The organism is Bradyrhizobium sp. WYCCWR 13022 (assembly GCF_030435535.1).
In the GTDB taxonomy this organism is placed as follows: Bacteria; Pseudomonadota; Alphaproteobacteria; order Rhizobiales; family Xanthobacteraceae; genus Bradyrhizobium.
Genome location: NZ_JAUIZJ010000015.1, coordinates 62,715 through 84,370, shown reverse-complemented (window position 1 = coordinate 84,370; position 21,656 = coordinate 62,715). Strand labels below are relative to the sequence as shown.

20 protein-coding genes and 2 pseudogenes are annotated in these 21,656 nt (G+C 61.8%); 20 read left to right on the top strand and 2 right to left on the bottom strand.

Going from position 1 to position 21,656, the window contains the following annotated elements; translation table 11 throughout:
* Positions 1-8: 8 nt before the first annotated feature.
* The 4 genes from QY049_RS21820 (at position 9) to QY049_RS21805 (ending at position 3,137) form a co-directional block, all read left to right on the top strand.
* Positions 9-710, top strand: a complete 702-nt coding sequence (locus QY049_RS21820; RefSeq protein ID WP_128930133.1) for an amino acid ABC transporter permease — start codon at positions 9-11, stop codon at positions 708-710.
* A 1-nt stretch (position 711) separates the two neighbouring features.
* On the top strand, positions 712-1,464 hold the full coding sequence (locus tag QY049_RS21815; RefSeq protein ID WP_128930134.1) for an amino acid ABC transporter permease: 753 nt from the start codon (positions 712-714) through the stop codon (positions 1,462-1,464).
* Positions 1,465-1,502: 38 nt separating this feature from the next.
* Positions 1,503-2,237 carry an amino acid ABC transporter ATP-binding protein gene (locus QY049_RS21810; protein ID WP_128930135.1) on the top strand — a complete coding sequence of 245 codons (735 nt, stop codon included), beginning with the start codon at positions 1,503-1,505 and terminating at the stop codon, positions 2,235-2,237.
* A 126-nt stretch (positions 2,238-2,363) separates the two neighbouring features.
* Complete coding sequence (locus tag QY049_RS21805; RefSeq protein WP_232995647.1) at positions 2,364-3,137, top strand: ABC transporter substrate-binding protein; 774 nt, start codon at positions 2,364-2,366, stop codon at positions 3,135-3,137.
* A 221-nt stretch (positions 3,138-3,358) separates the two neighbouring features.
* Here QY049_RS21805 and QY049_RS21800 read toward each other — a convergent pair whose 3' ends face one another.
* On the bottom strand, positions 3,359-4,276 hold the full coding sequence (locus tag QY049_RS21800; protein ID WP_232995648.1) for a LysR family transcriptional regulator: 918 nt from the start codon (positions 4,274-4,276) through the stop codon (positions 3,359-3,361).
* Positions 4,277-4,456: 180 nt separating this feature from the next.
* Here QY049_RS21800 and QY049_RS21795 point away from each other — a divergent pair, with 180 nt between their 5' ends.
* The 8 genes and pseudogenes from QY049_RS21795 to rpe all read left to right on the top strand — a co-directional run bounded on the left by QY049_RS21795 (position 4,457) and on the right by rpe (position 12,257).
* Entirely contained in the window at positions 4,457-5,494 is a 1,038-nt protein-coding gene (locus QY049_RS21795) for a class 1 fructose-bisphosphatase (protein ID WP_128955157.1), read from the top strand.
* A 12-nt stretch (positions 5,495-5,506) separates the two neighbouring features.
* On the top strand, positions 5,507-6,382 hold the full coding sequence (locus QY049_RS21790; protein WP_100233973.1) for a phosphoribulokinase: 876 nt from the start codon (positions 5,507-5,509) through the stop codon (positions 6,380-6,382).
* A 16-nt stretch (positions 6,383-6,398) separates the two neighbouring features.
* Positions 6,399-8,429, top strand: coding sequence for a transketolase (gene tkt / locus QY049_RS21785; protein WP_128955158.1), 2,031 nt, complete (start codon positions 6,399-6,401; stop codon positions 8,427-8,429).
* Positions 8,426-9,037, top strand: a pseudogene (locus QY049_RS21780) (type I glyceraldehyde-3-phosphate dehydrogenase); the annotation flags it as partial. The gene tkt and the pseudogene QY049_RS21780, both read left to right, overlap by 4 nt.
* Positions 9,035-10,102 (top strand): annotated as a pseudogene (locus tag QY049_RS21775) (ribulose-bisphosphate carboxylase large subunit); the annotation flags it as partial. The pseudogenes QY049_RS21780 and QY049_RS21775, both read left to right, overlap by 3 nt.
* A 12-nt stretch (positions 10,103-10,114) precedes the next feature.
* Entirely contained in the window at positions 10,115-10,522 is a 408-nt protein-coding gene (locus QY049_RS21770; RefSeq protein WP_128929478.1) for a ribulose bisphosphate carboxylase small subunit, read from the top strand.
* Positions 10,523-10,626: 104 nt separating this feature from the next.
* Entirely contained in the window at positions 10,627-11,577 is a 951-nt protein-coding gene (gene cbbX, locus QY049_RS21765; RefSeq protein WP_128955160.1) for a CbbX protein, read from the top strand.
* Entirely contained in the window at positions 11,574-12,257 is a 684-nt protein-coding gene (gene rpe, locus QY049_RS21760) for a ribulose-phosphate 3-epimerase (RefSeq protein ID WP_128929480.1), read from the top strand. The genes cbbX and rpe overlap by 4 nt, the downstream gene beginning before the upstream one ends.
* Before the next feature lie 146 nt (positions 12,258-12,403).
* Here rpe and QY049_RS21755 read toward each other — a convergent pair whose 3' ends face one another.
* Positions 12,404-12,559 (bottom strand): hypothetical protein, encoded by a 156-nt coding sequence (locus tag QY049_RS21755; protein ID WP_164933596.1) that lies wholly within the window; start codon positions 12,557-12,559, stop codon positions 12,404-12,406.
* Positions 12,560-13,004: 445 nt separating this feature from the next.
* On the opposite strand from QY049_RS21755, the gene QY049_RS21750 reads away from it, so the two are divergent.
* The 8 genes from QY049_RS21750 to QY049_RS21715 are packed head-to-tail and all read left to right on the top strand — an operon-like array spanning position 13,005 to position 21,653.
* Positions 13,005-14,318, top strand: coding sequence for a sugar ABC transporter substrate-binding protein (locus QY049_RS21750; RefSeq protein ID WP_246755941.1), 1,314 nt, complete (start codon positions 13,005-13,007; stop codon positions 14,316-14,318).
* A gap of 47 nt (positions 14,319-14,365) precedes the next feature.
* On the top strand, positions 14,366-15,340 hold the full coding sequence (locus tag QY049_RS21745; RefSeq protein WP_245478029.1) for a carbohydrate ABC transporter permease: 975 nt from the start codon (positions 14,366-14,368) through the stop codon (positions 15,338-15,340).
* An 11-nt stretch (positions 15,341-15,351) separates the two neighbouring features.
* Positions 15,352-16,212 carry a carbohydrate ABC transporter permease gene (locus QY049_RS21740; protein WP_128929482.1) on the top strand — a complete coding sequence of 287 codons (861 nt, stop codon included), beginning with the start codon at positions 15,352-15,354 and terminating at the stop codon, positions 16,210-16,212.
* Positions 16,209-17,150: a ribokinase gene (locus tag QY049_RS21735; RefSeq protein WP_128929483.1), complete on the top strand. Its 942-nt coding sequence runs from the start codon at positions 16,209-16,211 to the stop codon at positions 17,148-17,150. The genes QY049_RS21740 and QY049_RS21735 overlap by 4 nt, the downstream gene beginning before the upstream one ends.
* Complete coding sequence (locus tag QY049_RS21730; RefSeq protein WP_128929484.1) at positions 17,147-17,917, top strand: SDR family NAD(P)-dependent oxidoreductase; 771 nt, start codon at positions 17,147-17,149, stop codon at positions 17,915-17,917. The genes QY049_RS21735 and QY049_RS21730 overlap by 4 nt, the downstream gene beginning before the upstream one ends.
* The gene (locus QY049_RS21725; protein WP_128955161.1) at positions 17,910-18,734 is read left to right on the top strand and encodes an HAD-IIA family hydrolase; all 825 of its coding nucleotides are present in this window, start codon (positions 17,910-17,912) and stop codon (positions 18,732-18,734) included. The genes QY049_RS21730 and QY049_RS21725 overlap by 8 nt, the downstream gene beginning before the upstream one ends.
* Entirely contained in the window at positions 18,731-19,843 is a 1,113-nt protein-coding gene (locus QY049_RS21720; protein ID WP_206733110.1) for an ABC transporter ATP-binding protein, read from the top strand. The genes QY049_RS21725 and QY049_RS21720 overlap by 4 nt, the downstream gene beginning before the upstream one ends.
* Before the next feature lie 34 nt (positions 19,844-19,877).
* Positions 19,878-21,653: a phosphoenolpyruvate hydrolase family protein gene (locus tag QY049_RS21715; RefSeq protein ID WP_128929487.1), complete on the top strand. Its 1,776-nt coding sequence runs from the start codon at positions 19,878-19,880 to the stop codon at positions 21,651-21,653.
* Positions 21,654-21,656: the final 3 nt, after the last annotated feature.

Genomic DNA, 21,656 nt, shown 5'->3' with positions numbered 1-21,656 from the left:
AGGGTGCGATGAAGGGCTTCGACCTCATGGCGATCCTGCTGAACCCCGAGTTCAGCCGCATGCTCGTCCACGGGGTGAAGATGACCTTCATCATCTTCGCAGGCTCCTGGCTGCTCGCCATGAGCCTCGGTATCACCCTCCTTGCAATTCGAATGCTGCCGGGCCGGATCGCCGACGCCCTGGTCGAGGCCTACGTTGCCTATCACCGCAACGTGCCGACACTGGTGCAGCTGATGCTCTGGTATTTCGGTGTCTCCAGCCTGCTGCCCGAGCGGCTCCAGGTCTGGCTGTCCGATCAGAACGGCGAGGCAATCTTCGCGGTGATCGCGCTCGGACTGTGTCAGGCCGCATATTTCAGCGAAGACCATCGGTCGGGCTTGCGCGCCGTGCCCAAGGGCCAGTGGGAGGCCGCTCGCGCGCTGGGTCACAGCTATCTCGGCGCGATGACTTACATCCTGCTGCCGCAGGCGGTCCGAAATGCGATGCCGGCGCTGGTGAACCACACGGTGTCGCTGTTCAAGAACAGCAGTCTTGCCATGGCGATCGGCGTCACCGAGCTCACGCATGCGGTGAAGGAGGTCGAAAACCAGAGCTTCCGCGCTTTCGAGACCTACCTGATCGCGACCGTCTTCTACCTCGTGTGCTCGCTGCTCCTGATGTGGCTTGGCTATTATTTCGAGCGGCGCAGCCGCATGGCGGGAGCGCTCTGACATGACGCTCCTGTTCAACATGATAGGCATCGTCAGCGACAACTGGCTGCTGCTGCTGGTCGGCCAGTTTCCGAACGGCCCGCTCGGCGGGATCGCCGCGACCCTGATCCTGTCGATTCTTGGAATTGCGCTGGCATTCCCGCTCAGCGTGGCGATGGCGCTCGCGCGTCTATCGCCTTGGCCCGTGCTGCGCTGGCCGGCGACGGCGCTGGTCTATGTCGTGCGCGGCGTTCCGCTGCTGCTGATCATCCTCTGGGTCTATTTCCTGCTGCCGCTCCTGATCGGCGAGAGCGTTCCCGGCTTCGTGACCATGCTCGCCACCTTGGTCATCTACGAGGGGGCCTTTCTCAGTGAGATCGTGCGAGCCGGAATCACGGCATTGCCGCGAGGGCAGATGGACGCGGCGCGGGCGCTCGGCCACAGCCACCTCGGCGCGATGCGCTACGTGATCCTGCCGCAGGCGCTGTTCAACATGATCCCGAGCATCATCAGCCAGTTCGTCTCCACCATCAAAGAGACGACGTTGGGCTACATCATCAACGTGCCAGAGCTGACCTTCGCGGCGGGACAGATCAACAACCGGCTTCTGACCAAGCCGTTCGAAGTCTACTTCATACTCGCCATCATCTATTTCGTCGTCTGCTGGACTCTCACTAAGCTGGCCAGCACGCTCGAACGTCGGATTGCCGTTCGGCGCGCCAGGTCGATGGATGGTGCTGCAGCGCCGGCTTTGGCAGCCGCATCGAGGACATGATCATGTCAAACCAGGCCTCGAACAGTACGGCAACTCCGATGATTGAATTCATTGGCATCAACAAGTTCTACGGTTCGCTGCCCGCCCTCGTCGACATCAACGCGGAGGTGAAAAAGGGCGAGGTGGTCGTGGTATGTGGCCCCTCGGGCTCTGGCAAGTCGACGCTCATCCGCACCGTCAACCGGCTTGAGGAGATCCAATCCGGAGTGCTGCGCTTCGACGGACAGAATGTTCATGCGAAGATTAGCAGCTTGGCAATGAACCACCTGCGCAGCCGTATCGGCTTCGTTTTCCAGAGTTTCAATCTGTTTCCACACCTCAGCGTGCTGGACAATGTGATGCTGTCGCCTGTGAAGGTGAACGGCATCAAACGGAGCAAGGCAAGGGAGATCGCGCTTCAGTTGCTCGACCGGGTAGGCCTTTCCAGCAAGGCGCAGAACTATCCGGCGCAGCTGTCCGGCGGCCAGCAGCAGCGTGTCGCGATCGCGCGAGCGCTGGCCATGGAGCCGCCGGCGATGCTGTTCGATGAGCCGACCAGCGCGCTCGACCCGGAGATGGTCGGCGAAGTTCTGGCGGTGATGCGGGGACTTGCTCGCGATGGCATGACCATGATGTGCGTCACCCATGAGATGAATTTCGCACGCGATGTCGCTGATCGTGTCTGGTTCATGGATGCCGGGCGCCTGCTGGAATCGGCGTCGCCGAGCGCGTTCTTCGGCTCGCCGCAGCATCCGCGTGCGCAGCGCTTTTTGTCGGATCTGCGGGCACGATGACAACGCCTGCCATCATTGCAAAACAGGGAGTTCGAAATGTCGATCGGGATCGGGACTAAGACTGGAAAATGCGTGCTCCGCGCCGCCATCGTTGCCACGGGCCTGAGTTGCTTTGCCAGCGTGGCCATGGCTGATCAGCTGGCCGATATCATGCAGCGCAAAGAGCTGCGCTGCGGCACCTTCGCCGACGTACCCCCGTTTGCCGCGCCCGATCCGAAAACGCGGGAGATGGTTGGCTTTGATGTCGACCTCTGCAGAGCCATTGCCAAGCGCTGGGGCGTCGAGGCGAAGATCAGCCCGCTCTCGGTCGAGGCGCGGGTGCCCGAGGTCAAGCTCGGCCGCGTCGACATCACAGTCGCCAATCTCGCCTATACGCTGGGCCGCGCCGAGCAGATCCAGTTCTCCGACCCCTATTATCTCGCCAAGGAGATGTTGGCGGTGAAGGCTTCGGATCCAGGAACCAAGAAGGCCGACTTCAAAGGTAAACGTCTGGCTTCGACCAAGGGCTCGACCTCCGAGCTCGCGATCAAGCTGAATGAGTCGGATCCCCTCACTTTCGTCGACACCGGCTCGGCTTTCATGGCCGTCCAGCAGAACAAGGCGGTCGGAATGGTGGCCAATACCATGACCATCACCAAGCTCGTCAACGAATCGAAGTCCGCTGGCCAACCGCTGAAGATGATCGATGAGCCCATGGTCTTGCAACCGATCGGCATCGGCATGAAGAAGGACGAGCCGGCGCTGCTCGCCAAGATCAACGAGACACTGCTCGCACTCGACCAGGCAGGTGAGATCAACCAGCTCTGGGACAAGTGGCTCGGCCCGAACACCGAGTTCAAGATGACCCGCACCGACAAAGTCGTGCCGCTCGGCCAACTTAAGTTCACGCCGTTGCCGTAACCGGTGCACCGGGGCACACCTCCAAGAACCGGCCCGGACAGACTTGGTGGTTGAAACGGCGTCGGCTCCTGGACGCGGTGGGTCAATGCCTGGTCGACGTGCAATAAAACATTGGAAGAAGTCGAGAAAAAAGCGCGATGGGTTGAATCGTCATGGCGCTTTAGCTCTTTGTTTGAGCATGAGTTTTGGGAAAACCGCTTCACACTTTTCCGGATCTTGCTTTAGCGCCCGCCGAGTTCAGGTAGGTACGGCAAATAATTCGACCCTTCAGAGCCAAGAAAATCGAACATAGCCTGCGCCGGCGGCAGCAGGACCTTGTCACTGCGGCGGATCACGTACCATTGCCGCACGATTGGTAGGCCCGCGACGTCGAGCACGACGAGGCGGCCCTCGCCGAGCTCGTGCGCGACGGTGTGCGCCGAGATGAAGGCGATGCCGAGCCCGGCGATAACAGCCTGCTTGATGGTCTCGTTGCTGCTCATCTCCATGCCGATGATTGGCTCGAGATCCGATTTCTGGAACATGCCCTCCATTAGTGTTCGCGTGCCCGAGCCCGGCTCGCGAGTGAGAAAGGTCTCGTGCACAAGGTCGGTCAGACTGAGTCCTCGGTCCTTTTCCAGCCAATGTCCCCTGCGGGCGACGATGATGTGCGGATTGCGGCCGAGCTGGCGCACGTCGACGTGGACGTCGGCGGGTGGCCGGCCCATCACCGCGAAGTCGAGATCATAACCGTGCATGGCTGCGCGGATCTCATCGCGATTGCCAATCGTCAGCTTGATCTCGATCTTGGGGTAGCGCTTGGAGAACGCCGCGATCGCATGCGGCACGAAATATTTAGCGGTCGAGACCGCACCGAGATGCACCGCGCCGCCGCTCCGTCCGGCGAGCAGGTCGAGCGCGCCCTGGCAGTCCGCGATCGCGGCCTCGACCCGCTCGGCCAGCGCCAACACTTCCTTGCCCGCCGCGGTCAGCTGCATGCCGTCGCCGGTCCGCTGCACCAAGGGCAGGCCGGCGAGGTCCTGAAGTTGCCGCAGCTGCTGGGTCACGGCCGGCTGGGTCAGCCCAAGATGGCCGGAGGCCGCCGTCACGCTGCCCTTGGCCGACAGCGCCGCGAGCGAGCGCAGCTGCCTGATCGTCAGATGCCGGAGCTGTGCAGCCGCCTGTCCGGGTCAATTATAAGAAAATTCTTTGGTGCTCATTACGAATAGAAATTTTCCTTATTAATCTGTCCCTGTCAATCTCCTGGTGCTGGGACTGACCGCGACCGACCTTCAGAGGGGAGGGCATGGCTGCGGCGCCGGCCAAGGGGATGGACGCAGATGACTGGGCAACTCAGGCTGGACGATCACCTTCAACGGTATTCCGAGACCGCGCCGCATGCGCTGGCCGTGGCGGCCGCAGTCGATGCCATCGCGGCGGCGGCCATCGAAATCGCCGACCTCATCGCGTCAGGTGATCTCGCTGACGCCTCTGGCCTGACCACGGAGCGCAACAGCGACGGCGACATCCAGCGCGACCTCGATGTCCAGGCCGATGCGATCCTGCGCCGCTGCCTCAGCAAGCTGCCGATCGCGGCGCTGGCGTCGGAGGAGATGCGCGAACCCCAGATCGGCGACCGCGAGGGCCGCGTCTGCATCGCGATCGATCCGCTCGACGGATCCTCCAACATCGACATCAACATGACGGTGGGGACGATCTTCTCGATCCTGCCGGCACCCGACGACCTCTCGCTCGCCTTTCACCAGCGCGGATCAGTGCAGCTTGCGGCGGGCTTCGTCACCTACGGGCCGCAGACCTCGCTGGTGTTGACGCTCGGCGAAGGCGTCGACATCTTCACGCTCGATCACAAGGCCGGCTGCTTCCGTCTCGCCCGCAGCGGCGTGCAGATCTCCGAGGCCTGCGAGGAGTTCGCGATCAACGCCTCGAACCGTCGGCACTGGGATCCGCCGGTGCGCGCCTTCATCGACGAATGCCTCGCAGGCGTCGAAGGCCCCGCCAACCATGATTTCAACATGCGGTGGGTCGGCTCGCTGGTTGCCGAGGCCTACCGAATCCTCACCCGCGGCGGCGTCTTCCTCTACCCTTCGGACGCGCGCCCCGGCTACGGCGAGGGCCGCCTGCGCCTGACTTACGAGGCGCATCCGATGGCCATGATCATCGAGCAGGCCGGCGGCTCCGCCTCCACGGGACGCGAGCGCATCCTCGACCTCTCCGCGCAGAGCCTGCATCAGCGCGTGCCCCTGATCATGGGCTCGAGCAACGAGGTGCGGCGCGTCGAGGAGCTTCATTGCGATCCAGTGCTGGTCGCCAGCGTCTCTGCGCCGCTGTTCGCGCGGCGCGGATTCTTCCGGCTCTGAGCGAGGTGTCCCATGTCCAGGAAGCATCCGATCATCTCCATCACCGGCTCCTCCGGCGCCGGCACCACCTCGGTCAAGAAGACTTTCGAGCAGATTTTTTTCCGCGAGAAGGTCAATGCCGCCTACATCGAAGGCGACGCCTTCCACCGCTACGACCGCGCCGAGATGCGCGCGCAGATGGCGAAAGAGGCCGAGCGCGGCAACAAGCATTTCAGCCATTTCAGTCCCGAGACCAACCTGTTCGAGGAGCTGGAGCGCGCGTTCCGCGACTACGGCGAGACCGGTACGGCGGTGACGCGGCACTATGTCCACGACGCCGAGGAATCCGCGCTGCATGGCACGGCGCCCGGTACTTTCACCGACTGGAAGCAGCTGCCGGAGAACTCCGACCTGTTGTTCTACGAGGGCCTGCACGGCGCCGTCGTCACCGACAAGGTCAATGTCGCGCGCTATGCCGATCTCAAGATCGGCGTCGTGCCCGTCATCAACCTCGAATGGATTCAGAAGCTGCACCGCGACCGCAGCGCGCGCGGTTATTCGACCGAGGCGGTCACCGACACCATCCTGCGGCGGATGCCCGACTATATCCACTACATCTGCCCGCAATTCACCGAGACCGACATCAACTTCCAGCGTGTGCCGACGGTCGACACGTCCAATCCGTTCATCGCGCGCTGGATCCCGACGCCGGACGAATCGATGGTCGTGATCCGCTTCAAGAATCCACGCGGCATCGACTTCCCCTATCTGCTCTCGATGCTGCCGCAGAGCTGGATGTCGCGCGCCAATTCGATCGTCTGTCCCGGCGCGAAGCTCGATCTCGCCATGCAGCTGATTCTGACGCCGCTGATCATGCAGTTGATCGAGCGCAAGCGCAGCCTGAAGTGAACGAGGAGAGACACCGATGAATATCTCCGTCCACGCCGAAGCCGACATCACGGCAGTCGCGCATAACGATCTCGCCAACGCCGTCCGCTTCCTCGCGGTCGATGCCATCGAGACCGCGCAGTCGGGCCATCCAGGTCTGCCCATGGGTATGGCCGATGTCGCGACCGTGCTGTTCTCGCGCTTCCTGAAATTCGACTCGGCGCATCCCAATTGGCCGGACCGCGACCGCTTCGTTCTGTCGGCGGGCCACGGCTCGATGCTGCTCTATGCGCTGCTGCACCTGACCGGCGGCGACCTCAGTCTCGATGACATCAAGGCGTTCCGGCAGTGGGGCTCGAAGACGCCGGGCCATCCCGAATACGGCCACACGCCGGGAGTCGAGACCACGACGGGTCCGCTGGGGCAGGGGATTGCGACCGCGGTCGGCATGGCGCTTGCCGAGCGCATGGCCAATGCGCGGCATGGCGACGGCCTCGTCGATCACTTCACCTACGTGATCGCGGGCGACGGTTGCCTGATGGAAGGTCTCAGCCAGGAGGCGATCTCGCTCGCGGGTCATCTCGGGCTCGGCCGTTTGATCGTGCTGTTCGACGACAACGGCATCTCCATCGACGGTCCGACGTCGCTCGCGACATCGGATGATCATCTCGCGCGCTTCGCGGCCTCCGGCTGGTCGGTGCGCCGTGTCGACGGACACGATCCAGAAGCCGTGGCCCAGGCGATCGCGGAGGAGCGGGAGACCGCCAAGCCGTCGCTGATCGCGTGCCGCACCATCATTGGTTATGGGGCGCCTGATCGGCAGGGCACCGAGAAGGCGCATGGTGCGCCACTCGGCACCGAGCAGACCGCGGCGGCGCGCCGCGCGCTCGGTTGGGATTATCAGCCTTTCGTGGTGCCGATCCCGGTGCTCAAGGCGTGGCGGATGATCGGACAGCGCGGGCAGGTCGAGCGACTCGCCTGGCTCGATCGTTATGAGCGCGCAACGCCCGAGCAGCGCGATTTGTTCGTGGAAGGTAGGGCGGTTGCCCTGCCTGCTGCCTATGTGCTCGCCGCGGCGAAGTTGCGCGAGCGCTTCGCATCCGAACGGCCGAAGCTGGCGACGCGGCAGGCTTCGCAGCAGGTGCTTGACGGCATCGCCAGCACCATTCCCGGACTGGTCGGCGGCTCGGCGGATCTGACGCATTCGAACCTGACGCAGGCGAAGGCGCAGACCCCCGTTAAAGCCGGTGCGTTCGCCGGTGGCTACATCCACTACGGTATCCGCGAGCACGGGATGGCTGCAGCAATGAACGGCCTCGCGCTGCATGGCGGCTTCATTCCCTATGGCGGCACGTTCCTCGCCTTCTCCGACTACAGCCGTCCCGCGATCCGGCTCGCAGCGTTGATGCGGCTGCGGGTTATCCACGTGATGACGCACGACTCCATCGGGCTCGGTGAGGACGGCCCGACGCATCAGCCGGTCGAACACCTTGCCGCGCTGCGGGTGATCCCGAACTTGCTGGTGTTCCGTCCCGCCGACGCGGTCGAGACGCTGGAGGCTTGGGACTGCGCACTCGGCTCCGAGCATCGCCCGTCCGTGCTGTGCCTGTCGCGTCAGGCGCTGCCAACTTTCCGCAGCGATGCCCGCGGCAAGAACCGCGTCGCACGCGGCGCCTATCTCGTCGTCTCGCCCGACGGCGGCCGTGACGTGACGCTGATCGCGACCGGCTCGGAAGTCTCGATTGCGCTGGAAGCAGCCCGCCTGCTCGCGACCGAGCACATCCGCGCGGCCGTGGTGTCCGCGCCCTGCTTCGCCTTGTTCGAGGAGCAGCCGGACGATTACCGCGCCACCGTGCTCGGCACGGCGCCGCGCGTCGGCGTCGAGGCAGCGGTTGTCGGCGACTGGCATCGCTGGATCGGTGCCGACGGTGAGTTCGTCGGCATGCGCAGCTTCGGTGCCTCGGCGCCGGCGCCCGTGCTGTACCGCGAATTCGGCATCACACCGCAGAGCATCGCAGAAGCGGCCAGGCGCTCGGTCGCACGTCGGAACCAGGGAAGAACAGCATGAGCTTGCGTGTCGCCATCAACGGATTTGGCCGGATCGGTCGCAACGTGCTGCGTGCGATCGCCGAGTCCCGCCGCAACGACATCGAGGTGGTCGCGATCAACGACCTCGGTCCGGTCGAGACCAATGCGCATCTGCTGCGCTTCGACTCGGTCCACGGCCGCTTTCCCGGCGAAGTCAAGGTCGACGGCGATACGATCGACGTCGGCGGCGGCCCGATCAAGGTGACCGCGATCAAGGACCCGGCGCAGCTGCCGCATCGTGCGCTCGGTGTCGATATCGCCCTGGAATGCACCGGTCTGTTCACCTCGCGTGAGAAAGCCGCCGCACATATCCAGGCCGGTGCCAAGCGCGTGCTGGTCTCGGCGCCGGCAAGCGAGGTCGATCTCACCGTCGTGTTCGGCGTCAATCATCTCGCCCTGACCGGCGATCACATCGTGGTCTCCAACGCCTCGTGCTCGACCAACTGCCTCGCGCCGCTCGCTCAGGTGCTGGACGACGCCGTCGGGATCGAGAAGGGGTTCATGACCACGATCCACTCCTACACCGGCGACCAGCCGACGCTCGATACGTTCCACAAGGACCTCTATCGCGCCCGCGCCGCGGCGCTGAAGGCGCTGCGGCTCGAGGACATGCGGCTGCCGGTCGCCTATGTGAAGACGTTCCAGGGGCCGGCCACCGGCATCGTGGTCGAGCGCGAGCGGCTCGACAAGTTCGGCCGGCCGCTGCTCGGCGCCACCATCAAGCCGAAGCTCGGCCTCTCGGGCCGCAATTACGGCCGCGTGGTCTATGAGGCGCTGAAGGGCGGGCTCGACTTCACCAAGGACGACGAGAACATCAACTCGCAGCCCTTCATGCACTGGCGCGACCGCTTCCTCTACTGCATGGAAGGCGTCAACCGCGCGCAGGCGGCGTCGGGCGAGGTGAAGGGCACCTATCTCAACATCACGGCCGCGACCATGGAGGACATGTACGAGCGTGCGGAGTTCGCCAAGGAGCTCGGCTCGGTCGTGGTCATGATCGACCTCGTGATCGGCTACACCGCGATCCAGTCGATGGCGAAATGGGCGCGCCGCAACGACATGATCCTGCATCTGCACCGCGCCGGTCACTCGACCTATACGCGCCAGAAGAGCCATGGCGTGTCGTTCCGCGTCATCGCCAAATGGATGCGGCTCGCCGGAGTCGATCACATCCACGCCGGCACGGTCGTCGGCAAGCTCGAGGGCGATCCCAACACCACGCGCGGCTATTACGACATCTGCCGCGACGACTTCAACCCGATGAAGCTCGAGCACGGCGTGTTCTTCGACCAGAGCTGGGCGAGCCTGAATAAGCTAATGCCAGTGGCTTCCGGCGGCATCCATGCCGGCCAGATGCACCAGCTGCTCGACCTGCTCGGCGAGGACGTCGTGCTGCAGTTCGGCGGCGGGACCATCGGCCACCCCATGGGTATCCAGGCCGGGGCGACCGCCAACCGGGTGGCGCTGGAAGCGATGATCCTCGCTCGCAACGAGGGACGTGACTACGTTCACGAAGGCCCAGAGATCCTGGCCAAGGCCGCAGCGACCTGCACGCCGCTGAAGGCCGCGCTGGAGACCTGGAAAGACGTCACTTTCAACTATCAATCCACCGACACGCCGGACTTCGTGCCGACGGCGCTCGCCGCTGTCTAAAGGAGAGCAAAGATGAAACTGACCCAAGGCTGTTTCTCCTTCCTGCCCGATCTCAGCGACGAGCAGATTACCAAGCAGGTGCAATATTGCCTGAGCAAGGGTTGGGCGGTGAACATCGAGTTCACCGACGACCCGCATCCCCGCAACACCTATTGGGAGATGTGGGGTCTGCCGATGTTCGATCTCGCGGACGCTGCCGGCGTGATGATGGAGCTCGCCGAATGCCGCAGGGTGTATGGCGACCGCTACATCCGCGTCTCGGGATTCGATTCCAGCCATGGCTGGGAGTCGGTGCGCATCTCGTTCCTCGTCAACCGGCCCGCGAAGGAGGCTGAGTTCGAGCTGGTGCGCCAGGAGATGGCCGTACGCTCGGTACGTTACACCACCGTACACCGGCAACCTCAGCCGGCTTCCTCTTAGTCGCTTTCCGCTCGGAGCGACTCTTTCTCCCCGCTCCGACTCCCTGGCGGACAACTGCTTCGCCGTCATTTGCGGCGGCGAAGCCTCTTTATTCGAGGTCCAAGATGCTGGATGTGCCGCACACGACGACCATTGAGGTCAATGAGGTGCCTACTGCGTTTGACCTGCGCAAGGAGGCCGAGGCGGCGGGGATCACGGAGACCTTGCACCAGCTCGAACAAGAGTTGATCGGCTTGAAGCCCGTCAAGCAGCGGGTGCGGCAGATCGCTTCGCTCCTGTTGATTGAGCGGATCCGGCAGCGGGCCGGGCTCGTCTCCTCGGCCCCGACGCTGCACATGTCCTTCACCGGCAATCCCGGCACCGGTAAGACTACCGTCGCCCTGCGCATGGCGAAGATCTTGCACGGCCTCGGCTTCGTGCGGCGCGGACAGGTGATCTCGGTGACGCGCGACGACCTTGTCGGTCAGTATATCGGTCACACTGCGCCGAAGACCAAGGAGATCCTGAAGAAGGCGATGGGCGGCGTACTGTTCATCGACGAGGCCTATTACCTGCACCGGCCCGACAACGAGCGCGACTATGGTCAGGAAGCCATCGAGATCTTGCTGCAAGTCATGGAAAACCAGCGCGAGGATCTCGTCGTCATTCTCGCGGGTTATGGCGAACGGATGACCAGTTTCTTTGCCTCCAATCCAGGCTTCCGATCACGCATCGCCCACCACATCGAGTTTCCCGACTATTCGGAGGCGGAGCTGCTCTACATTGCCGAGCTTATGCTGAGGGAGCGCGGCTACCGCTTCTCGGCCGCGGCACGCGAGTCGTTCGAAAGATACATTGTGCTGCGCCGGACTCAGCCGTTCTTCTCCAATGCGCGCTCGGTCCGCAACGCTGTCGATCGCATCCGGTTGCGCCAGGCCGATCGGCTGGTCTCCGATCTCGACCGGATGCTCGAGATCGCTGATCTCGAAACCATCGATCCCTCCGACGTATTGGCGAGCCGCGTGTTCAGCGGCGGAGCTGGCAGCGAGCAGGCGACCGGGAGCAAATGTCCATGACCAGGGATATCGTCATTGCTCCCTCGATCCTGGCGGCGAATTTCGCGCGTCTCGGCGAGGAGGTCGCGGCGATCGACGCAGCCGGCGCTGACTGGATCCATTGCGATGTCATGGACGGGCACTTCGTGCCGAACATCAGTTTCGGTGCGGACGTGATAAAGGCGGTGAGGCCGTTCACCACGAAGACGTTTGACGTTCACCTCATGATAGCGCCCGTCGACGCTTATCTTGAAGGCTTTGCCAAAGCCGGTGCCGACATCATCACGATTCATGCGGAAGCCGGTCCACATCTCGATAGTTCGCTGCAGGCTATTCGCGCGCTCGGCAAGAAAGCGGGCGTAAGCCTGTGTCCGTCGACGCCGGAGGGTACAATCGAATATGTGCTCGATAGGTTGGATCTGGTGCTTGTCATGACCGTCAATCCGGGCTTCGGTGGCCAGGCGTTTTTGGAGTGCCAGATCCCCAAGATCAGGCGCATTCGCGCCATGATCGGCGATCGCCCGATCCGCCTTCAGGTCGATGGTGGTATCACGTGCCACAATGCTGCCGCCGTCGTGGAGGCTGGGGCCGACACGTTGGTGGCGGGTTCAGCCCTGTTTGGCGGCAATATCGCTGCCGAGTACGCCACCAATATCGCGGGCCTACGAATGGCAACTAGGGTTGGCCGGTCCCCGAGTTAGACTTCGGCATGGGTCAACAAACACGCAGGACGCGGCGGCTAGGCGCTATGCCGGAGGGACGATGGGGCCGTCGCGGTGAATTCCTCTGCCGTGCGCTTTAGTGGGAACTGCTCGGCTCGACCTCATCGTGATGAACCGCTGAACCATCACAAAGGCGTCAAGTCGAGCGCAAAAGCCATTGCGACGAGTAGAGAGAGCAGAAGGCCTGCTCCACAAAATATACCAAGAATCTTGAGAGTATCGCCGTCCTCAGCTGGTTTTCTGACCGTGCTGGAAACGACTCTTGCGATTTGCGCGATCATCCTGCAACTCCAATTGGCAATGCCAGACTGAAAGCAATTTATACTGAGAACAGCGTCATCGGGCCAGCATTGCAAGCATGAGAGGCTACTCTGCCTAGACCAAATGTCTGGCGGAGGCTTTTTTCAGATCGTTTTCGTATGCCTGCAAAAGTGCTGTTGAAGCGTCCACTGGCGCTTCGCATTGCGTAGCCTCGTCGCGGCCAGCCGATCTTATTTTAGAAACCCCGATTTCTGGCTCTTACCCAACCTTACCCAAACTCTGTGTCAAAAGCCGCTTAGCCCGTTAGAATGGCGCATAGCCTTCGCCTACCACGGCCTCTGCTAGAGGAGAGGGCGCGTGGTTTGCGGGCCAAAGAGCCCATCGGAGGGAATCATGCCAAGGACGCTAGCCGTTGTTTGCGGTCATTCGGCTCAACTTATCAAAAAAGCTCTCATTAACTCCACCGTGTGCGCCGGGGCGGCACTGGCTGCCACCCAGGCCTACGCAGAAGACATCAACTGGCGGCAATTCGAAGGCACGTCCATCGTCTGGGCCTACGATATTCACCCCTATGCTGACGCTGTTGCGGCTCAACTGCCCGAGTTCGAGAAACTCACCGGCATCAAGGTGACGCCGGAGCTTTATCCGGATGATGCCTATTGGAATAAGCTAACGATCCAGCTCAGCACGAAATCGCCAAGCTGGGATGTCGTCGGCACGGGCATCCAGCCCGCCTGGGACCTTGCCCCGGGCCAACTGCTCGAACCGCTCGATCGCTATCTAAACGATTCAAAGCTCACCTCTGCAGCCTACGACTACAAGGACTTCTTCCCAGCCTTGCGCGAAGCGCTGACATGGAAGGTCAAGGAGGGCCAGATCGAGGCCGGCAGCGGGCAGGTCTGGGCGATCCCCCATGGCTTCGAGAACATCCAGTTGTTCTACCGCAAGGATGTGCTGGACAAGCACGGTATCAAAGTCCCGAGCACCCCGCCGGAGATGTCGGCCGCTTGTGAGAAACTCAAAGCTGCCGATCCCACCATCACGCCTCTCGGCGTTCGCGGCGTAAGGTTCTGGAGCAGCATCCACACGGCTGCGATCTCGATTGCGAGGTCCTATGGCGTGCACGATTTCGTCGTCAAAGACGGCAAACTCGACACGGGCCTGGATTCGCCAGAGTCGATCGCCTTCCACAAAGACTATGTCGACATGATCAAGAAATGCGCTGCTCCCTCCTTTGCCAATGACAATTGGTACCAGGTGGTCGAAGGGATCAATTCAGGGCGGACCGCCATGGCGATCGATTCCAACATGTTCGGTTTCTGGAACGACGTCGCCGGCAAGCCCGCCTCCGGCAAGATCGCCTTTGCACCACCGTTGCGCGCACCGAACGGCAAGAACTTCGAATCCAACATCTGGATCTGGTCTCTGGCCATGAACGCCGCCTCCCAGAAGAAGGGCGCGGCCTGGCTCTTCATCCAATGGGCGACCTCCAAGCAGGTCGAGCTGAACGGTGCCGTTGCGGGCAAGCTCGTCAACTCTCCGCGCGCATCGACCTGGAGCGACAAGGCCTGGCTCGAATACGCCGCAAAGCCTGAATTCAACAACTTCGTCGAGACGTTCAAGACTGTGCAGGACCAGGCGCAACTCGCCTTTACGGCCCGCGTCGGCTTCGCCGAGGCAATGAATGCCTGGGCGGTGGCGATGCAGAAGATGGTCAATGGAGCGGATGTGAAGGCAACGCTGACCGACCTTGCCTCCGAGATCCGTTCGTCGATGTGAAGTCCCAAAGGGGGTGGTAGGCTTGCATGCCGCCCCCTTGGATTTCGATGTCAGTTGAAATGTATTCTTCAGGATTAGACGCAATCGTGACGCTGCAGTCTTCAGTGAGCCAACTCGCTTCGGCGCAAGACGGCGCGGCCAAGAGTGCCAGCCCGCCGCGCCTTGACTGGTGGAGCATCGCCGCGATCGCGCCGGCGGTCTTGATCCTTCTTGGCTTTCTGTTCCTGTTCTTCTACGGCGTATTTCAGTCCCTGACGGATCTCAAGTTCGGCCGGCCACTGGTCCACTTTATTGGCCTTACCAATTACGCCGCGTTGATCAAGACAGACGACTTCTGGAATAGCGTCCGAGCAACACTTGTCTACGCTGGTTCAGCGGTCCTTGCGGAAGCCGTGCTCGGCGTTGCCCTCGCCAAGCTCTTTGCCACCGAAGTGTTCCTGGCACGCGTGATGCGGCCGGTCATTCTGTTGCCACTCGTGCTTCCGCCCATGAGCGTTGCCTTGATGTGGACGACGATGATGGATCCGCAGAGCGGCATCCTGAACTATCTGCTGTCGCTTGTAGGAATGGGCCGGTTTGCATGGATTTCTGATCCCGCGACAGCGATGATTTCCCTCGTCCTGATCGACATATGGACTTACACCCCCTTTTTCACGCTGATCATCTTCGCCGGCCTCCAGGGCATCAATGAGGAGATCAGGGAGGCCGCGCGCGTCAATGGTGCAAAGGGCTGGGCAACCTTCCTCTACATCGAGCTGCCGTTGATCGCGCCCTACATCCTGATTGCTGCGGTCTTCCGTCTGATCGAATCTCTCAATCAATTCGACATCATTTTCGGAACGACGCAAGGCGGTCCCGGCAACAGCACCTCCGTTCTTTCCGTGCGCGCCTACATCACCGCATTCCAGAACCTCGCCTTCGGCCGGGGCGCGGCCCTCATGGTCGTCAATTGGATCATCGTCCTGGCCGGAGCGTTCCTCACGGTCAAGTTGTGGCGATACGTCCGACAACGCGTTAGCTGAAGAGACGCGACATGCGCCTAAATCGCTCAGGATCGACAAATATCGCTCTCAATCTGCTGGTTGGCATCTGCGCGCTCACTCTCGCTTTTCCGCTGATCTGGATCCTGCTGATGTCGTTGAAACAGCAGGGCGAGGTCATGGCCTGGCCGCCCAAGTTCATCTTCTCGCCGACGCTTGAGAATTTCCGGGTGCTGTTCGACGCCGCGCAGGCCGGCGCGACAAGCTATGGCACCATCAAGGTTGATTTCCTCACGCCAGTGACAAATAGCGTCGCCATCGCGCTCGGATCTGTTTTCGTCTCAATGCTCCTTGGCGTGCCCGCCGGTTACGTTCTGGCAAGGCGAGACATCCCGATGAAGGAGGACATCGCCTTCTTCATTCTTGGCTTCAGGTTCGCCCCGGCCTTGCTCGTCGTCATCCCGCTCTTCAACGTGTTCCAGACCATCGGACTCTACGACACCTATCTCGGCATGATCTGGGTCTACCAGGTCGTCACGCTGCCTATGATCGTGTGGTTGAGCCGCTCCTACATCGAGGATATTCCAAAGGACATCGAGGAGGCTGCAGCGATGGACGGGGCCAAACCTGTCAGGGTCATTCTGCATATCGTGCTGCCGCTTCTCAAGCCCGGCCTGATCGGCGCCTCCTTGCTGATCTTTCTGCTGGCCTGGCACAACTTCGCGCTCGGCTTGATCCTGAGCTCCACCAAGGCGCCGGTGACCGTCGCGCTACTCAAGCTGCTCAATCCGGGGGTGCAGTTCTATCCCGTCATGGCTGCAGGACTGGTCGTTACCATGATCATTCCGGTGATCTTGATCGTGATGGGCCAGCGCCACCTCGAACGTGGTCTCACTTTCGGGGCAGTAAAATGAATCCCAGGCCCTTGATGTTCTTTGGAACGACCAATCTCGACCTCTGCTTCAATGTCGAGCGGCTGCCAACGCCGGGTGAAAGTTTGATGGGCAAATTGAACCGCAATCCTGGAGGGAAGGGCGCCAATCAAGCCGTAGCGGCCGCACGGCTTGGACTGAAGCCCCTATTCTACACCCGTCTTGGCGGGGACGAGGCTGGCCAGTCCCTCTTGCAGTCACTGCGCGAAGCCGGAGTCCGTGCTGAGGCCATCACCATTTGTGCCGGTGAGGTCTCCGGCTCGGCCCTCGTCCTGGTGGGAGACGACGGTTCGAACATGATCGTGATCGATCCGGGCGCCAATCTGAATGTGATGCCGGCCATGGTTGAGAGCGCGGCCGCATTCATCGCGCCAGGCGCGCTCGTTGTTGCCGAAATGGGCTTGCCCATCTCCGCCCTCAACCGGCTCTTTGAAATGAAAAGCGAGAAGGGCTTCGAACTCATTTTTAATCCGGCGCCGGTCAGACCCGGGCTTTCGCCGGCGGCATGGCGACAAGTCGATTACGTGACCCCCAACCAGACCGAGGCCTTCGAGCTGACCGGGGTAGAGGTGACCGATTTCGACAGCGCCGCAGTGGCGGCGTCCAAGCTTCTGCACCTCGGACCCAAAGCCGCACTGATCACGCTGGGAGCGCAGGGCGCCTTCTATGCCGACGCGGCGCACTCGTTTGCGCTGCGTGCCTTTCCCGTCAAAGTCGTCGATACCACGGCCGCCGGGGACGCCTTCAATGGCGCTTTTGCCGCTTCGCTCGCTCAAGGCCTGCCTCTGAGGGATTCGGTCAGACGAGCACTAGCCGTTGCTGCCCTGTGCGTAACGCGCCGCGGGGCGCAGGCCTCAATGCCGCTGGCAGCAGAGGTCGATGAATTCCTCAAATCACAAACGATCTTGGAGTTGGAATGACCGAACAGTTCTCAGTCTCAGACAGAACGGTGCTCGTGACAGGGGCAGGGGGCGGCATCGGATCTGCCATTGTGAATGCGTTTCGGGCAGGAGGGGCCAACGTCGTTGCCACCGACGCCAATCTCGAAAGCCTCAGGCAGACATTGGTAGGACTTCCCCATGGCAATGGCGTGTTGCCGATGGCCATGGACGTTTCGCGCGAAGAGGACGTGGCGCGCGTGCTCGAGGAGATCGGAAAACGATTCGGCCGGCTCGACGTGCTCGTCAACAATGCCGGCGTTAAATCTGCCCAGCCGCTCCTCAGCGGGGCGGCCGACAAGATCGAACGCACAATCCAGATCAACTCGGTCGCAATCCTCCGCTGCTCGAAGCTCGCGATCGAGCGCTTCATGACAACCAAGGGCGGCCGCATCGTCAATGTCGGTTCCTCCTTGTCTTCGCAAGGCGCCGTATTCAACTATCAGGCCGGAGGGGCGGACTATTGCCTCTCCAAGGCAATCGTTCACGACATCACAAAGCTCCTTGCTTATGAATGCGCGCCGCTCAAGATCAATGTGAATGCAATCGCACCGGGGATCATCGACACCCCCATGCATGGCCGTCCGCGTGAGGAGACGGAAGCCCGCCATAGCGGCCGAATCCCATTGGGACGGGTTGGATTGCCGAACGACATTGCCGGCCTTGCCGTGTTTCTCGCAAGCCCTGCGGCCTCCTACATGACCGGCCAGATCGTTCACGTGAACGGCGGGATGCTGATGAATGGCTAAGTCCGGCACTCAGCTTCAATGGCCCGAGATCGCCGGTGTCATTTCCGATCTGGATGGCGTGGTCTACCGGGGGAACGCCGCGATCGCGGACGCCATCGAAGCCTTCAAGAGCTGGCAGCGGGCAAAACTTCCCTTCTGCTTCGTCACTAACAATTCGACCCACACGCCGGAAGATGTTGTGCGCAAGGTCGGAGGTTTCGGGCTTTCGATCTCCCCGAGGCAGGTCGTGACGAGCGCCATCACGGCCGCGGCGCTCATTCGCGCCCAATACCCGAAACTGACACGGGCCTTTGTCATCGGCGCGCCATCCCTTGCCAAAGCGATCGAGGAGGCGGGCCTCGAAGTCACCGATGCGAAGCCTGAAGTCGTGGTGATGGGGCTCGACCGCCAGATTACGCATGACAAGCTGCGAATTGCTGCTGCGGCTATCCTGGGCGGCGCCGTGTTCATAGGCACAAACCCTGATCTTCTCTTGCCGACTGCGGACGGCTTCGAACCAGGGGCAGGGGCCATGATCACGGCAGTTGCAGCCGCAACTCAAGTCCAGCCTCTGATCGTCGGCAAACCCGAGACGCACATGATCGAAGCCGCGCTTTCGCGGCTTGGAACGCCACGTCAATCCACATTGATGATCGGCGACCAGATACAGACAGATATCCAGGCCGGCAAGCGCGCCGGCCTTCCTGCCGTGCTCGTCACGACAGGCGTCCCACCTCGCAAGGACGCCGCGCTGCTGCCAGCCGACTTTACCGTGTCCAGCCTTTCAGAAATCGCCGTGAAGGCTGGTGTAGACACCGTACGGCAGAGGAGAGCGTGATGGCCAATGTTCGCCTGGAAGGCCTCAACAAGGCCTATGGCACTATCCAGATCCTGCGCAATATCGACCTCACCATCGATCACGGCGAATTCGTCGTCTTCGTCGGGCCTTCAGGGTCGGGCAAGTCGACCCTGCTGCGCATGATCGGCGGTCTCGAGCCGATTAGCGGAGGACGGCTTTTCATCGACAATGAGCTCGTCAACGACGTGGACGCGGCCGACCGCAATCTAGGCATGGTGTTCCAGAGCTACGCCCTCTATCCGCACATGACCGTCCGGGAAAACCTGGCTTTCCCCTTGCGGATGGCCAAAGCGACGAAAGCGGAGATCGGGAAGCGTGTCGCTGAGGCCGCGTCCTTATTGCAGATCGACCATTTGCTCGATCGCAAGCCACGGCAGCTCTCCGGCGGCCAGCGCCAGCGCGTGGCGATCGGGCGGGCCATCGTCCGCGAGCCCAAGGTGTTTCTGTTTGACGAGCCGCTGTCCAACCTCGACACCGAGCTGCGGGTGCAGATGCGGGTCCAGATCGCCAAGCTCCACGAGCAGCTTGGAAACACCATGATCTACGTCACTCACGATCAGGTCGAGGCCATGACCATGGCTGACAAGATCGTCGTGCTCAAGGACGGCAATATCGAGCAGGTGGGGAGCCCCCACGAGCTCTATCACTACCCGGCGTCGCGCTTCGTCGCCGGCTTCATTGGCTCGCCTAAGATGAATTTTTTGGGCGGTCATATCGAGGCCGCGCACGAGACAGGGGTGGAGGTCAGGCTTGACGCGGGCTCGACCGTCTCGGTCCCCGTTCGGCCGGATCAATTGCTGGTCGGCAAGCCGATCACGCTCGGGATCCGTCCCGATGATTTCTCGCAGCCGGCAGAAGACAAAGAGATCGCTCTCGAGCTGGACGTCGATTTCGTCGAGCACCTTGGCAGCGTCACCTACATCTACGGCAACGCGGGCAAGGAAGCCGTGGTCGCCAAAGCGCCACGGCTCGAGCCAGCCAAACGATCTGGCAAGGTCCGCCTTGCGGCTTCACCAGCCGATTGCCACCTGTTCACGGCCAACGGCAAGGCCCTGCAGCGGTTGCACGCACCGGCAAATTGGAGCTAATTTTCGGGCCTGCCGCACAGGAGGGGCGGCCGGTATGCACAACCGGGTAGAGCAGGTCAAGAACGCAGGAATCAGGCAGTTCTTCCGCAATTCCCGTTCATTCGTGCTCGGGGCAGGCATCGGCTCGGGCATGACCGCAAGGGCGGCCGAACGGGCGGGTGCAGATTTTGTCCTTGCGCTCAACGCTGGCCGTTTTCGCGCCATGGGCGGCTCCTCGCCAGCCTCGATCCTGCCCATCCGCGATAGCAACGAATTCGTCGCCGGATTCGGCCGAACCGAGATCCTGCCCAGCACCAAACTGCCGGTCTTTTTCGGCGCATGCACCTTCGATCCGCGCCTCGATCTCGATCGCTTCCTCGACCGGATCATCCGATGGGGCTTTACAGGGGTTACCAATTTCCCCTCCGTCATCCACATCGACGATTTTAGAAGGTCCTTGCTCGAGAAATCTGGCCTCGGCTACGAGCGAGAAATCGAACTTCTAACAAAAGCCCGTCAACGCGGTTTGATGACGATTGCCTATACCCGCTCCCAGGCCGAAGCGCGGCGCATGGTCGAGGCAGGCATTGAGGCGATCTGCATCAACTTCAATCTCAATCGCAGCGTCGAAAGCGGATCTGATCCATCGATCAGCCAGTCCGAGCTCGCAGCGCGGACCAGCGCCGTGACACGGGTGGCGCACTCCACCGACAAGAACGTCATCTGTCTACTCGGCGGCGGACCCATTACAAAGCCGGACGAACTCCTCGATATCTGCCGCGAAACGGGCGTCCAGGGCTTCATAGGCGGCTCTTCGCTGGACCGGGTCCCGTTGGAGATGTCGGTCCTCGAGGTCACATCCGGGTTCAAGACGATTCATCTCTTGCGCGAGAAAGTCGATCTGCTCGAGCGTCAGCTCCAATTGAGCGGGTTCAGGCACGGCGTCATTGCCCAATCCTCAGTCATGAAGCGGGTGCTCGAGACCGCCAAACGCCTGGCTGCCAATCCTAATCCTGTGCTCGTGTGGGGCGAAACGGGCTCGGGAAAACGCAGGATAGCGAATCTCGTTCACAGCTTCAGCGACCGCAAACATACAAAGGCTGCGCTCTTCCAGTGCCGCGCGGGGCCGGCAGCGGGCAACATCGGTGCATTGTTCGGCGCGGAGCGCGACGAGACCAGGAAGCGCCAACTATCGATTCTTGAAGCTGCAAACGGCACTGCCGTCCTGCTGCTGCATCTGGATCAACTGCCGCGGGATGGCCAGGAGCGTCTTGCTGATTACCTCGAGACCGGCGGTTTTGCACCCCTGAACGGGGTATCGGTCGTGCGGTCCAACGCACGGATCATTGCAACAGCGACAATTGCTCGCAGCGCCAGCCTTCAAACCGTGCTCTGTCCTCGGCTTCTTGCCCTGTTTACCGGGCTTGACATTGCCCTGCCGGCCTTGCCGGACAGGCTCGAAGACCTTCCCCAACTGGTCCAGCATTTCACGGTGGAAGCGAAGGGAGATTCAAACGCGCCGACGTTGGGAATAGAGAATTCTGCCTTCCTGGCGCTTGCCGGGCATGATTGGCCGGGAAACCTGCGAGAGTTGCGCCAAATCGTCAACCAGCTGGTGACGCTGCAACTGTCACACATTACGGCTGACGTCCTAAGGCCTTTGCTGACCGCGTCATCGGCCGTGAAACGGACAAATGTGTTCTCCGAGCGCGAGTGGATCATCGAAGGGCTGAAACGAAACAAGCTCCACCGCGGAAAAACTGCCCAGTCCCTTGGACTCTCCAGGAAGACCCTCTACAACAAGATCAAGAAGCTGCGGATCCTGGAGTAGCTC